At 36.9% G+C, this 13,960-nt stretch carries 12 protein-coding genes; 11 read left to right on the forward strand and 1 reads right to left on the reverse strand.

The genetic code is table 11. The features are described 5' to 3' along the window. Nucleotides 1-20: 20 nt before the first annotated feature. The 4 genes from ACFRAE_RS15895 to fabD all read left to right on the forward strand — a co-directional run bounded on the left by ACFRAE_RS15895 (nt 21) and on the right by fabD (nt 5,989). Nucleotides 21-764 (forward strand): hypothetical protein, encoded by a 744-nt coding sequence (locus ACFRAE_RS15895; RefSeq protein WP_422798157.1) that lies wholly within the window; start codon nt 21-23, stop codon nt 762-764. Between the two features lie 17 nt (nt 765-781). Then, nucleotides 782-3,598, forward strand: a complete 2,817-nt coding sequence (locus ACFRAE_RS15900) for an outer membrane beta-barrel protein (RefSeq protein ID WP_422798158.1) — start codon at nt 782-784, stop codon at nt 3,596-3,598. A 234-nt stretch (nt 3,599-3,832) separates the two neighbouring features. Beyond that, a complete protein-coding gene (locus ACFRAE_RS15905; protein WP_422798159.1) occupies nt 3,833-5,062 on the forward strand; it encodes a M16 family metallopeptidase in 1,230 nt (409 codons plus the stop codon). 36 nt (nt 5,063-5,098) lie between these two features. Next, the gene (gene fabD, locus ACFRAE_RS15910) at nt 5,099-5,989 is read left to right on the forward strand and encodes an ACP S-malonyltransferase (protein WP_422798160.1); all 891 of its coding nucleotides are present in this window, start codon (nt 5,099-5,101) and stop codon (nt 5,987-5,989) included. 540 nt (nt 5,990-6,529) lie between these two features. On the opposite strand, the gene metK is transcribed toward fabD, so the two are convergent. Further along, complete coding sequence (gene metK, locus ACFRAE_RS15915; protein ID WP_422798161.1) at nt 6,530-7,783, reverse strand: methionine adenosyltransferase; 1,254 nt, start codon at nt 7,781-7,783, stop codon at nt 6,530-6,532. Between the two features lie 239 nt (nt 7,784-8,022). Between metK and ACFRAE_RS15920 the strand changes: the two genes are divergently transcribed. The 7 genes from ACFRAE_RS15920 (at nt 8,023) to ACFRAE_RS15950 (ending at nt 13,959) form a co-directional block, all read left to right on the forward strand. Then, nucleotides 8,023-8,898 carry a diacylglycerol/lipid kinase family protein gene (locus ACFRAE_RS15920; protein ID WP_422798162.1) on the forward strand — a complete coding sequence of 292 codons (876 nt, stop codon included), beginning with the start codon at nt 8,023-8,025 and terminating at the stop codon, nt 8,896-8,898. A gap of 5 nt (nt 8,899-8,903) precedes the next feature. Then, nucleotides 8,904-9,251, forward strand: coding sequence for a translation initiation factor (locus tag ACFRAE_RS15925; protein ID WP_422798163.1), 348 nt, complete (start codon nt 8,904-8,906; stop codon nt 9,249-9,251). A gap of 415 nt (nt 9,252-9,666) precedes the next feature. Beyond that, a complete protein-coding gene (locus tag ACFRAE_RS15930) occupies nt 9,667-10,500 on the forward strand; it encodes a MotA/TolQ/ExbB proton channel family protein (RefSeq protein ID WP_422798164.1) in 834 nt (277 codons plus the stop codon). Between the two features lie 99 nt (nt 10,501-10,599). Continuing rightward, entirely contained in the window at nt 10,600-11,256 is a 657-nt protein-coding gene (locus ACFRAE_RS15935; protein ID WP_422798165.1) for an ExbD/TolR family protein, read from the forward strand. Between the two features lie 10 nt (nt 11,257-11,266). Then, nucleotides 11,267-11,827 carry an ExbD/TolR family protein gene (locus ACFRAE_RS15940; RefSeq protein WP_422798166.1) on the forward strand — a complete coding sequence of 187 codons (561 nt, stop codon included), beginning with the start codon at nt 11,267-11,269 and terminating at the stop codon, nt 11,825-11,827. 21 nt (nt 11,828-11,848) lie between these two features. Continuing rightward, nucleotides 11,849-12,730, forward strand: coding sequence for an energy transducer TonB (locus ACFRAE_RS15945; RefSeq protein WP_422798167.1), 882 nt, complete (start codon nt 11,849-11,851; stop codon nt 12,728-12,730). A gap of 278 nt (nt 12,731-13,008) precedes the next feature. Continuing rightward, nucleotides 13,009-13,959, forward strand: a complete 951-nt coding sequence (locus ACFRAE_RS15950; RefSeq protein ID WP_422798168.1) for a PstS family phosphate ABC transporter substrate-binding protein — start codon at nt 13,009-13,011, stop codon at nt 13,957-13,959. Nucleotide 13,960 lies beyond the last annotated feature (1 nt).

The following is a 13,960-nucleotide window of genomic DNA, read 5'->3' on the forward strand; positions in this document are numbered from 1 at the left end:
AGCGTTTAAATAAATATTTTATGAAAAAGATTATTATCAATTTGATTATGATATTTTCTTGCATGAGCTTATTGGCACAAAAAAAGAAAGAGCAATATCGATTACTACCTTCATTTCCTATTACAGTGGATGGAAGCTTAGCAGAATGGGGAGATCAATTGTTTATGATGGATCCAGACAGTAGTTGGGGTTTTGCAATCAGTAATGATGCTCACTTTATTTATGTAGCAGTGCAAGTTAAAGATCCAATATTGCAGCAAGACGCCACAAGACATGGTATATTGATTAACATAAATAAGGAGGCTAAAAAGAAAGATGCAGCACAATTATTATTTCCTGTGCCTGATGCGGAAACATTGAGAGCGATGGCAAATGATGATAATTTACCCAATTTAAATGTTAGAGAAGAGTTAATCAAACGAAGTAGAGGCTATCAAGTAAAAGGTTTTGATCAAATAGTAGATGGCTTATTATCTTTTGAAAACACCTATGAAGTGCATGCCGTGGCAAAATTACTGCCTAATGATCGATTGGTCTATGAAGCAAAAATACCTTTGGAAAGTGTCGCTATAAAGGATATACAAAAAGACGTTGCGATTCAAATCATGATTAATAACAGATTTGCGCAATTGCAAAAACTAATGAAAAATAGGCCTAACACGAGACAAAGTGTATATGGTAGAACGTATAATTCTTCGCCATCACTTAAGAATCCTTATAAAGTAAAAACGGATATCTGGTGGATTGGTAAACTCAATGAATAAAAGGCAATTAATAAAATATGAATAGATTTTTAACCGCTTTATTATGCTTATGCATACTGTCTTTAAGTAGTACAGTTCAAGGTCAAACTGCTCGAACAGTTGAAGGAATGCTCTTCGATACCGAATCGAGACCTATTTCTGGCGCTTCGGTTCGTCTTATCTCAGATAAGGATACGTTAACGACCAGTTCTTCAAATATTGGTTCTTATACCTTTGATAACGTAACAGCTACGAAATTTATAATTCGGGTAAGCAGTTTAGGCTTCGAAGCTTCCGAGAAAGAGGTGGACTTTCCTGCATCTCAAAAGGAAATCCGAGTTCCAAGTTTTAGCTTAAAGGTCAATGCTGCTCAAATCGAAGAAGTAGTAATCGAAGGCGTGTTAACTGTTCAAGTAAAATCGGATACGGTAGAATATTCTACCAAAGACCTGAAATTACGTGAAGGAGCGGTAGCGGAAGATGCAATAAAACGGTTACAAGGTTTAGATGTAGATAAAGACGGGAATGTTACCGCACAAGGGGAATCTGTCACTCGTGTTCGTATCAATGGGAAAGACTTTTTTGGTGGTGACGTTAAGACAGCAACTAAAAATCTACCAGCCAACATCATCGAAAAGATTCAAGTAGTGGATGATTATGGCGATATGGCTAATGTTACTGGTAATAAATCAGGCGATTCTGAAAAGGTGTTGAATATTCAAATAGATCCGAAATACAACAAAGGATACATGACCACTTTGCGGGTAGCTTACGGAAATGAAGACCGGTATCAAACTACGGCTATGTGGATGGGAATGAGTAATGCCTCTCAAGTTTCTGTTTTAGGAAACTTAAATAATATTAATGCGCCTTTGTTTGATTTTAATACCATGGGAGGCGGTGCCAGAAACAGGCAAGGAGGTGGAGGAAGATCTGGTGGAGGCATGTTTGGCAGTCAAAATGGATTGACAAATGTAGGTTCTATTGGTGTCAATATTCGTCATGACTTTTCGGAAAAATTAAAAGTCTATGGAAATTATTCCTTCGGAAGGGATGATAATAATACCCTTTCCAATCGAATTAACCAGTACACCTTGGAAGATGGTACTCAATTAGAAAATTCGAATTCAGATGGAAATAATATCTCTGCAAGCCATCGGGTAGAAGCGAACTTAGAATGGAACATTACGGATAATGACTATATTAAATTGACCCCACAATTTGGTTTTAACGATGCAAATGGGGAAACGATTTCTTCAGCAACCAATTTTTTTGACGATGTGCTGAATAATAGTGAAAATCAACAGGTATTTTCTACTACAGATGTCCCTCGTTATAGCATTAGTGGATTATACAATCGTAAACTAGGGGATAAAGGGCGTAATTTCTTTGTGAATTTTAACTATGATAATTCGGCCACGAATAACGATTATGATCGTGTGCTAGATCGTCTAATAGCCGATCCTGCCAATGTGAATACCCCATTAGCGGAAATATATCAGCAAACGCTGCAAGAGTTGCGAAATAAAAGCTGGAATGCAGGGACTACATTTTCTTATACAGAACCACTTAGCGATTTTAGCCATATAGAAGTTACTTATGATTTTAATAAAAATGCATACGACAATAAGAATAACCAAGATGCATTTGATGAAAATGGATTGCCTTTAGCTAGTGAGGATTTAAATTTCCACTATGCCCAAGATTATTCCTTTACAACTCATCGTTTTGGGGCTAATTATGCTTTTGAAAATGATAAAGTAAAATATTCATTGGGAGCTGCTGTTCAACCCTCGCTACTTGATGGTTTAGCTTCTAGCGATAACGCAAATACAAATATTCGTCGTAGAAACTTGAATTACATGCCTATCGCAAGATTTGAATATAAATTCTCTCGGCAGAAAAATATTTCCATAAATTATTCTGGAAGATCTACGGAGCCAAACATCAATCAGATACTTCCATATGAAGTGAGTATTAATGAAACCAATAGTACATTCGGTAATCCAAACTTGGATCCTGAATTTAGACATCAATTGAGTCTTCGTTTTCGGTCTGGAGATTTTCAAAAAGGAAATACATTTTTTGCTAATTTAAATGGATCATTAGTTAATGATCGTATCATTTCTTTTAGTAAGCGTTATAATGATCCTAGTCTAGGATTAGTGCAAGAATCTAGATTCTTAAATGCGGAAGATCCAGTTTATAATGCTAGTGGATTCTATCATTTTGGTAAATCGATTAAAGAAAAAACTTACAACCTGATGTTTATGGGGGGAGTTAATTACAATAAGAACTTGTCGTTTACCTCATCAGACCCTAATGCGCAAGTAGGTGAAAAGAATATCATTAATAATTGGGTGTTTTTTCAAGGTGCGATGTTTAGATATACACCTTCGGAAAATTTAGAAATTAATCCGGGTGTGAGATACAACTATAATTTCTCCAAGAACTCATTAAACAGTAATAATAATAATGTGTCTACTTGGACACCTACTTTAATTGCATCGATAAACATTACTAAAAACACAATCTTTGGCTTAGATTTATCTAAAAACTTTAATCAAGGATTTACTTCATTAACAAGCGCTAATCCATTTATAGTAAATACCTATATTGAACAAAGGTTGTTAAAAGGACAGCGTGGTACCATTCGTTTGCAAGCATTTGATTTACTTAATGAGCAAACAAATATTTCGAGAACGGTTCAAGACAATTATTTCTCAGATTCACAAACGAATCGTTTAGGAAGATATTTCTTATTATCGTTTACGTTTAAACTTCAAAAATTTTCTGGAATAGCTCCAGTGGAGGAAAGCAGATTCCCTGGTGGAATGCGTCCTCCTCGAATGTAATTTTCCTACCTATCAAAAACAAATGGTCCTCCAATTTATTTGGGGGCCTTTTTTTTTTAAGGCATCAGGCAAATTTTTATGGACTGAATTCAGTGTCGGGAAAGCTTTTTAATCGCTTATCGTAATGCTAATATCATCTTTTACGATCTTATCAAATTCGACTTTCTATTATCTCATGTCTCATATCTAAAATCTAAAATTAAGGTTACCTTTGCACAACCCTATAAAGAAGCTATGGATCCACAAGTATTTGAGTTAAGCAATGGTATACGCGTTATGTTTCGCGCGCATGAGTCATCAATTACGCATACATGCTTGCTAATTGATGCCGGGTCTAGGCATGAGGAATATGGCAAATTCGGAACAGCTCATTTTATAGAGCATTTATTATTTAAACGAACTGCGCGTCGTAGCACCAATCAAATTCTAAACCGATTAGAAGAGGTTGGTGGCGATTTAAATGCCTACACCACAAAAGAGTACACCTGCATACACGCCTCTTTCTTAAAGCCTTATTTAGAGCGAGGGCTTGACTTGTTTGAAGATATTATTTTTCATTCCGTTTTTCCCGAAGAGGAAATGGAAAAAGAAAAGGGGGTAATTCTGGATGAGATGGCCTCTTATTTAGATAGTCCGGAAGAAGCGATCATGGATGATTTTGAAGATATGGTTTTTGCGGGATCAGGCTTAGGGCATAATATTCTTGGATTGGAGGAAGACTTAAAGAACATCAACCAAGGGGATATTCAGCGTTATATCCAACAGCATTATGCAACCTCCAAGATAGTCTTGGCCATATCCGGAAATTATGAGTCTAAAAAATTGCTGAAAGTGTGTGAGAAAATATTTGGCAATATTCCTATGAAAGCCTGGGATCATGCCGCGGAAGCTCCCAACAGGGCAGCCGCTCAACAGCTGAGACTCGCTCGTCCCATCAACCAAGCACATTATGTGTTGGGTTCACTGGGCTATGGAATTTATGATGATCGGAAAACAGGCTTATTATTACTTAATAATTTATTGGGGGGCTATGGCATGTCCTCGATCTTAAATTTAAACATCCGCGAAAAGCATGGTATCGCTTATACGATAGAATCTAACTATTCCTTATACTCCGACAGCGGTTTATTTAGTATTTATCTAGGTACAGATGAAGAGAAACTAGAAAAAGCATTAAAGTTACTGCACAAGGAATTAAATAAACTTAAACAAGAGCCTTTATCTGCTACGTATTTTAACAGGGCAAAAACTAAATTTAAAGGTCAGATAGCCTTAGCTGAGGAAAACAGAATGAGTCTGATTATTGCTGAAGCTAAAAATATATTAGATTACAACCGCATTATCAGTCTTGCTGAGGTATTTAACAAGATTGATGCGGTAAGTGCCGAAGATATCTTAAACATTGCGAACGATATATTTGCAGCAGATCAATTATCTGAACTTGCATTTTTGCCCGAAGATTAAGGATATGTTTATATTTGTAAAATAAATTAAATCTATATGAAGACAGCTTATATTTTTCCAGGTCAGGGAGCTCAATTTGTGGGTATGGGGAAAGACCTATACGATTCGAATGAGGGAGCTAAGGCATTATTTGAACGGGCTAATGAAATCTTGGGTTTCCGAATTACAGATATCATGTTTGATGGAACTGAAGAAGATTTAAAGCAAACGAAAGTAACACAACCCGCTATATTTTTACATTCTGTTATTTTAGCAAAGGCTTTGGGAGAATCCTTTAAGCCAAGTATGGTTGCTGGACATTCCTTAGGTGAATTTTCTGCACTCGTTTCTGCAGGCGCATTAAGTTTTGAAGATGGTCTTAAACTTGTTGCCAAAAGAGCGAATGCAATGCAAAAGGCTACCGAACAAGAGCCAGGTACTATGGCTGCAATTTTGGGCTTAGCGGATGTGGTTGTCGAAGAAATATGTGCAGAGATTCAAGAAGTGGTTGTTGCGGCAAATTACAATTGTCCAGGTCAGTTGGTGATTTCTGGATCTGTAGCAGGTGTTGATGCCGCCTGTGAGAAATTATTAGCTGCTGGAGCGAAAAGAGCCTTAAAACTAAATGTTGGTGGCGCATTCCATTCTCCATTAATGGAGGCAGCAAAACAAGAATTGCAAGCCGCAATTTTAGAGGTTGATATTCAAATTCCAATATGTCCAATCTACCAAAACTATGATGCTTGTGCTTATCAAGAACCTGTAGCTATTAAGGAGAACCTAATTGCTCAATTAACAGGTGCTGTTCGTTGGACACAAACGGTTCAAACGATGTTGGCTGATGGCGCAGAAAGTTTTGTGGAAGTAGGTCCAGGAGCTGTATTACAAGGTTTAGTGAAAAAGGTTGATCGTCAAATACCGACTTCTTCAGCTAGTCTTACGGCCTAAATCCTACGGTATATATTTAACAAAAAGAGGAAGCATAAGCTTCCTCTTTTTGTTTCCGACTCAGGTTATACGATTGTTTTACAGCTATTTAATCCAATGTATTTCACGTGAAATATATTTAGGGATTTAGTATCGAAGGTAAATTCCCACCATAGCCCCATAAACCTAGTAAGTTTCTTGTCGAGTATTTTTCCAGTTTTTATGCAGGCTAAATTTGCGTTTCATAATTAGGAATATACCCTCAATTCTGTAAATTTTATAGGATCAAGGCAGCTGTTTTGTTCGAGATTTTGTCAGCATATTTGGTGAATTAATTTCTTTCTTCTTCGGATCTCATTCGGAACTCTATAGGATATGAATTGGATCTTTGATGGAGTTTTTCGGAAGAGATGCGACACAAATGCTATTCATATCCGCATTTGAACATAAAATCAATTAAGCGGTGCTACAGGGGAAAAGAATGGAGGGAATTGCTGGTAGAAAGGATAAAAAAAATCCCTTAAAGGTTAGTTTAAGGGATTTTCTTATGTTTTATTCCTATTAAATGCCGAAGGCTGCTTTCACTTGATCTAAGTGATCTAATTTTTCCCAAGTGAACAAGTCCACTTCCAATGTTTTAGATTCACCGTTAGAGTTTTCGAATGTTTTGGTTACGGTAACCGGAGTTCTGCCCATGTGTCCATAGGCTGCAGTTTCTGCATATATAGGATTGCGAAGTCCTAAGCGGGTTTCTATACCATATGGAGTCATATCAAATAAATCTGAAATGATGTTGGCAATTTCTCCATCAGTCTTATTTACTTTGGAGGTGCCATACGTATTTACATAGATACCCATTGGGTCTTTCACGCCAATAGCGTATGAGATTTGCACAAGGATTTCGTCTGCAACTCCAGCAGCAACCAAATTTTTAGCGATATGACGAGTGGCATAAGCTGCAGAACGATCTACTTTGGAAGGATCTTTCCCAGAAAATGCACCACCACCATGAGCGCCTTTACCACCATAAGTATCTACAATGATTTTACGACCAGTCAATCCGGTATCACCATGAGGTCCGCCAATGACAAACTTTCCAGTTGGATTAATGTGGTATTTAATATCCTCATTAAATAAGCTGTGAAGTTCTGGTTTTAATTGTGCTTTCACCCGAGGAATTAAAATATGGACAATGTCTTCTTTTATTTTCGCTTGCATTTCTGCCTCGGAAGCAAAATCATCATGTTGTGTAGAAATGACTATGGTGTCAATACGTACGGGTTTATGCTGATCGTCGTATTCTAGGGTTACTTGCGATTTCGCATCTGGACGAAGGTAGTTGATTTCGTCATTTGCTCTTCTTAAAATTGCAAGCTCATACAATAAACGATGTGCAAGATCCAATGCCAAAGGCATATAGTTATCCGTTTCGTTATTGGCATAACCAAACATGATCCCTTGGTCTCCCGCGCCTTGTTCTTGTTTATTGATGCGGTCTACTCCCTGATTAATGTCAGCGGATTGTTCGTGAATGGCCGACAAAACTCCACATGAATTGGCTTCAAACATGTATTCGGATTTTGTGTACCCTATTTTTTCGATGACTTGACGTGTTATTTTTTGTACGTCTAAGTAAATTTTAGATTTAACCTCACCAGCCAACACCACCTGTCCTGTAGTTACTAATGTTTCAATAGCAACTCTGGAATCCTCGTCCCACGCTAGGAAGTTGTCAATTAAAGCGTCCGAAATTTGATCTGCAACTTTATCAGGATGTCCTTCAGAAACAGATTCGGAGGTGAATAAATATGCCATAAGTAATTAAAAATATGTATTCAGAGGAGAAGGCAAGGCAGTTCGTGAAAAATCATTTGTCCCGAATGGTTTTAGCACTTTTTTACTGTGGTTGCAATCTCCCATTTACATTAAAAAAAATTTATAATGCAAAATGCAAATCAGTCCACATTTTGTGTGGCACAAAGCTACGATACTTTGTGATTATTTAAAAAGTATTTCGTTCAAATTATTATCTTTAGCGGAATTAAAAGATTGAAATGACAAAGAAGCGGATTCTGTTTGTAGTTAATCCAGTATCTGGAGGGAAGAAGAAAACGGCGTTTAACAAACAGGTATTGGAAGTATTGGATTTGAGTCGGTTCGAACCTACTTTTAAAATTACAAATCATATCAATCATGCCTATGAATTGGCCAAATCGGCTATTGATGAACAATTTGATGCGGTAATAGCGGTCGGTGGGGATGGAACGATTAATGAAATAGGCTCGGCATTAGTAGGAACAGCGATGCCTTTGGGCATTGTTCCAGAAGGTTCTGGCAATGGACTTGCCTTATATTTGGGGATTCCTATGAATGAGTCTGCCGCCTTACGAAGGATTAACCGATTTGATACCGTACCAATCGATTGTGGAAAAATTCAAGATCGATATTTCTTTAATATCGCTGGGATGGGTTTCGATGCTTCTGTAAGTGATAAGTTTGCTTCTGAATCTGTGCGAGGTCCAATTGGATACCTTCGAACGGTCATTAATGTACTGAGCGGATATAAACCTAAAAAATATAGCTTACAAATTGATGGTAAAAGTTATGAACGAGAGGCTTTTATGATTAGTGTTGCCAATTCTCCGCAATATGGCAATAATGCTTATATCGCGCCGAATGCCTCGATAAACGATGGTATACTGGACGTTTGTGTGGTTCATAAATTTCCACTTTATAGTTTGCCGATGATGATATTTCATCTCTTTAATAAAACGGCAGATCAGTCCGAATATGTGGAAATAATACCTGGGAAGCAAATTAGTATACAATTGGACGGTCAAAATTCGGTGCATGTCGATGGAGAACCCATTGATTTAGGAAGTCAAATCCATATAGAAGTGATGCCCAAGGCGTTAAATATAATTTGTTGATGAATATGAGTAAACCAAAAAAACAACGGTATGATGGGGTGGTGTTTTCCACGGCCTCGGATTTTGAATATACCGATTCTGCATTCGAATTGTTACAGGAAACCTTAAGCAACAATAAACAAAAGTTAAAAGTTGGTTTGGACAAGAAATCTAGAAAGGGGAAAACAGTTACTTTAATTACAGGATTTGTGGGAATTCAGGAGGATTTAGATATACTTGCTAAACAGTTAAAGCAGCGTTGCGGAGTTGGCGGTACGAGTAAAGATGGGGAAATAATGATACAGGGGGACTTTAAAGAAAAAATTATCCAATTTCTTCAATCAGAAGGTTATCAAGTAAAAAGTTTTGGGTAATGAAATAAAATGTCCTTGTAAAGCGTTAAATTACAAACCAATACTAACAGGAATTCAGGGAAAACCTAGAAAGTGCTGGAGGTCAAAGTAAGTAAACGCTTACTTAATTTTTGTATTTAACGATTTGATAATTTGCATATCAGAAAAAAAATAGTTTTCATTGTAAAAAAAAAGGAATGTCAAACCGTTATGTGAGACAAAATAGCATACATTGATTTGATTACTGCTGAAGAATATCAATGAAGTCGTAACACAACCTAACAGGTAATTCGGATATCTTCAAATTAATTTTGTTTTTAACATAAAATGCTATATTTGTTTTGAATTTATGTAAAATAACGGCTAATAACTTGCATAAAATTGAATTTAACTTTTAATAATTAAACAACAGTAAAAATCTAAAAATTAGTAAAAAATGGCAAACGCACCAAAAACTACATCAGCCCCAGCTAAACAAGAGAGTGGCAATGCGGGTAATTTATTTGCGAGTTTAGCAATTATCATTTGTTTAGTCATAGGTTATTTGGTTTATGAGTATGTAATGGGAGCACCATCAAACTTTATTGATGAAAACCCAGCAAACCAACCAAAACCAGGAAACTACTTCGGAATGGTGTACCATGCAGGATTAATTGTACCTGTACTTATCGGATTATTCTTAATGGTATTCGTTTTTGCAATTGAGCGTTTTATCGTAATTGGCAAAGCAACTGGTACAGGAAATGTAGGGAACTTTGTAAGAAAAGTTCAAGGTTTATTAAGAACTGGAAGCATCGATTCAGCTATCCAAGAATGTGATAAACAAAAAGGATCTGTAGCGAACGTAATCAAAGCAGGTTTATTAAAATACAAAGATGTTGAAGCAAATCCAGGATTAGATACTGAAAAATCAGTGTTAGCTATCCAAAAAGAGATTGAAGAAGCTACAACATTAGAAATGCCTATGTTAGAGAAAAACTTAACAGTTTTAGCAACATTAGTATCTATCGGTACATTAACAGGTCTATTAGGTACGGTAACAGGTATGATCAAGGCGTTCTCGGCCTTAGCAACAGGCGGTGCTCCTGACCAAGCGAAATTAGCAAACGGTATCTCTGAGGCCCTAATTAACACGGCTACAGGTATCGCAACTTCTACAGTAGCGATCATTTTCTATAACATCTTGACTTCAAAAATTGACACCTTGACTTATTCAATCGATGAGGCAGGTTTCTCAATTGTACAAACTTACGCTGCGAACCACAAATAAGATGTCGAAAAATAGTTGAAAATAATTTATGCAATTTTCAACCCTTTCGCATCATTATGATGAAAGTATAAGCGTATTCACAATTAAAGAAGAAAAGAAATGGGAAAAGCAAAAATAAAAAGAGCCGGAACATCCATCGATATGACTGCGATGTGTGACGTGTCTTTCTTGCTTCTTACATTCTTCGTATTGACAGCAACAGCGCGTCAGCCAGAAACGATGCCAGTAGATACACCAGCGTCTACCACTTTAGATAAATTACCAGATGATAATTTGGCAGTAATTACAGTGGGACACGGTGGTAAAGTTTTCTTCGGAATCAAAAACCCTAATGTTAGGGAAATGACTTTGAAGCAAATGTCTGCAAAATATCAGATTCCGTTTTCGGCAGAAGACTATGAGAAGTTTAAGTTTATGGACGATTTCGGGGTGCCAATTAAGCAATTACGTGGTCTATTAGCATTAGAAAAAGATAAACGTAAAGAAGATGTGCAAACGGGTATTCCTGTAGATAGTACAGAAACTGAAAGTAATGAACTTTATCATTGGGTTCAGCAAGCACGTATGGCATCTGTGGAGTTTAATCGCGATAGAGAAGCAAAAGAAAAGAATTTTGTGGATCCAGGACAGATGAAAGTGGCGATTAAAGCAGACGCTAAGGAGAAGTACTCAATTATGAATTTGATCATCGAAACCTTGAGAAATCAAAAACAAAACAAATTTAGTTTTGTGACCGGGTTACGTACTGAACAATAATTAGAAGAAAATGGCAGAATTAAATCAAGACAGCGGGGGTGGTAAAAAAGGCGGGAAAGTAAGGTCGAAGAAAAATGGAGGTAAAGTAGATTTAACCGCGATGGTGGATCTAGCATTCCTTTTGATTACATTCTTCATGCTTACAACATCGTTGAGTAAGCCACAAGCGATGGATATTGCGATGCCTGATAAGAATAAAGATCTTCAGGAAAAAAATCCAGAATTGGAAATTGCGGATAATCGTTCAATTACCTTATTACTAGGATCTGACAATAAAATCGTGTGGTATTACGGACAATTGGCTAAGCCAATCGTACCTCCAACAGTAGTTGATTATACCAAGGAAGGAATCCGCAAAGTTCTTTTAGAGAAAAAAGCGCAAGTTCCTCAAGCAACAGGTGGTAAAGACTTAATCGTCGTTATCCGTCCGAGTGACGAATCTGTACACTTGAACTTGGTAGACATATTAGATGAAATGAAAATCACAGATATTAAACGTTATATGATCTCCAAAATTAAACCTGAAGAGGTTGAGGTTTTAAAAACCAATGGAGCTTATAATGTTAACTAAGTGATATAAATCGTTAAAGAAATGATTGGTTCAAAATTAGACTTATTTAAGAAAGAATGGCTTGATGTCGTTTTCGAGAATAGAAATAAAGAATATGGAGCTTATGCCTTGCGTAAGTATGCCCCAAAGGCGACCAATATTGCTTTATTCTCGGTTTCGTCTGTCGTTCTTCTCTTTGTAGCTGTGAAAGCATTTGATATCAATATCTTTCCTGAGAAGGAGGCTGTTGAACAACAAATAGTAACTCCAGTTACCCTTGAGGATTTGGTGCCACCACCAGAGGAGGAAGAAGAAGAGCCTCTTCCACAAGAAGAAGAGCCACCTCAGCGTATCGCTCAAGATCCTCCTGCAGAAGATTTGATCCGTTTTCCGGAGCCTAAAGTGGTTGACTCTAGACAAGTTACTGAAGAAGTAGTTTCTCAAGAGGAAATCAAAGAGAAAAATGCAACACCAGCTAGGTTGACTTTAAAAGGTACACCAGGTGGTACAGCAGTTCCTCCAGGTGAATTTGGAAGTAAAAAAGTAGAGGGAGCTATTACAGGTTCTACTACTGGATCTCCTGATGGTGATGCAAACAAAGTGTACGATTTTGAGGCGGTTGAAGTACCAGCTGAATATCCAGGCGGTATTAACGCTTTCCGTACCTTTGTACAAAACAACTTAGTATACCCACAAGCGGCTATTGAAGCTGGTGTGAAAGGTACTGTGCAACTTTCTTTTGTCATTGATAGAACAGGACAAGTTACTGATATCAAAATTGATAGAGATTTGTCACACGGTATTGGTAATGCGGCCGTTAATGCATTGAAAAAATCAAAAAAATGGAACCCTGCGGTTCAAAATGGTCGTAAGGTACCTGTGAAATATTCATTGCCGATCCGCTTAGACTTATCGCAAATGTAATTCGTCATGGCGAATCCTTCAATAAAGAAAACTTTTAGACAGAAATCGCCCACACAGCGATTTCTGTCCATTTTAGGACTATTCATGTTCGGCTTTTATTTGGTATTGGGCTTATTAATTGTTTTTTGGCAAAATTTCCCCATTACTATAGATCCAACCTATAAAAAGCTTTTTGGAATACTCCTAATTGTATATTCATTTATGCGCTTTGCACGCTTGTGGCAAAATAATTTTAGGGATTAAATTAATCCTTAGCGTAGAATTATATTCTAAATTATATGATGCGTAGAATTTTGTATTCTTACTATTTATTAGCATTTGTGCTGTTAGCCTATTCTTGCTCGAGTTCGACGACTTCTAATAAGGAAGCTAGTCAAACCGAAGAGGCAGGATCTGTGCCGAGTTCCAATGATATTCTTACGGGCGAAATGACCATAATTGTCGATGAGGCTGTATTTCCTATCATCAATGAGCAAATGGAGGTATTTAAAAGTTCGTATACCAATTCGAATTTTAGGTTATTGCCTCTGCCAGAACGCGAAGCAATCAATGCGATTATTCAAGGGAAGGGTGCCATGGGCATTTTAGCGCGTGAGCTCTCTGACGAAGAAAATGCAGGGTTTAAACAACGTAATATTAAACCTAAAGTTTTTCCAATATTCTATGATGGCGTTGTTTTTGTAAATAATATCGCATCGCCAGATACTTCAATTACAATTCATACGTTAAAGTCATTGTTAAATGGAGAGAATACGGAGAAGCTGTTGTTGTTTGATAACTTGAATTCAAGTATGGTGAGAAGAATAAAAGAGTACGCGAAGGTGGATAAAATTTCTGCAAAATCTGTTAAACCTTTAACAAGTTCAGAGGAATTATTAACACAATTGGCAGAAAATAATAACCAAATTGGAGTTCTTTCCTATGGTCAGTATTTAGATTACAGAAGGAAGTTTGGAGAAGCAAATAAATTTCGTATCTTAAGCCTTCAAACATTGGCTGATGATGGTACAGAATCATATTTCAAACCTTCACAGACAACTTTTGCTACCGATGAATACGCATTGAAGACTACGTTTTATGTGTTGAATTATCAACCAAACATGGGATTGGGGATTGGTTTTTCTGCATTTCTAACCGGTGATCGTGGACAACGGGTAGCATTAAAGGCGGGCATATTGCCTGCTACAATGCCAGGAAGAGAAATTATAATAAGAGATAACATAAATTAGT

Origin of the sequence: Sphingobacterium sp. HJSM2_6 (assembly GCF_049316305.1) — a bacterium.
Taxonomy (GTDB): domain Bacteria; phylum Bacteroidota; class Bacteroidia; order Sphingobacteriales; family Sphingobacteriaceae; genus Sphingobacterium.

Bases quoted from the DNA above. Each gene is read 5' to 3' on its own strand.
- ACFRAE_RS15930 (WP_422798164.1), top strand. From the start codon at position 9,667: ATGGCAAACGCACCAAAAACTACATCAGCCCCAGCTAAACAAGAGAGT.
- ACFRAE_RS15895 (WP_422798157.1), top strand. From the start codon at position 21: ATGAAAAAGATTATTATCAATTTGATTATGATATTTTCTTGCATGAGC.
- ACFRAE_RS15935 (WP_422798165.1), top strand. From the start codon at position 10,600: ATGGGAAAAGCAAAAATAAAAAGAGCCGGAACATCCATCGATATGACT.
- fabD (WP_422798160.1), top strand. From the start codon at position 5,099: ATGAAGACAGCTTATATTTTTCCAGGTCAGGGAGCTCAATTTGTGGGT.
- ACFRAE_RS15900 (WP_422798158.1), top strand. From the start codon at position 782: ATGAATAGATTTTTAACCGCTTTATTATGCTTATGCATACTGTCTTTA.
- metK (WP_422798161.1), bottom strand. From the start codon at position 7,783: ATGGCATATTTATTCACCTCCGAATCTGTTTCTGAAGGACATCCTGAT.
- ACFRAE_RS15925 (WP_422798163.1), top strand. From the start codon at position 8,904: ATGAGTAAACCAAAAAAACAACGGTATGATGGGGTGGTGTTTTCCACG.
- ACFRAE_RS15905 (WP_422798159.1), top strand. From the start codon at position 3,833: ATGGATCCACAAGTATTTGAGTTAAGCAATGGTATACGCGTTATGTTT.
- ACFRAE_RS15940 (WP_422798166.1), top strand. From the start codon at position 11,267: ATGGCAGAATTAAATCAAGACAGCGGGGGTGGTAAAAAAGGCGGGAAA.
- ACFRAE_RS15945 (WP_422798167.1), top strand. From the start codon at position 11,849: ATGATTGGTTCAAAATTAGACTTATTTAAGAAAGAATGGCTTGATGTC.
- ACFRAE_RS15920 (WP_422798162.1), top strand. From the start codon at position 8,023: ATGACAAAGAAGCGGATTCTGTTTGTAGTTAATCCAGTATCTGGAGGG.
- ACFRAE_RS15950 (WP_422798168.1), top strand. From the start codon at position 13,009: ATGATGCGTAGAATTTTGTATTCTTACTATTTATTAGCATTTGTGCTG.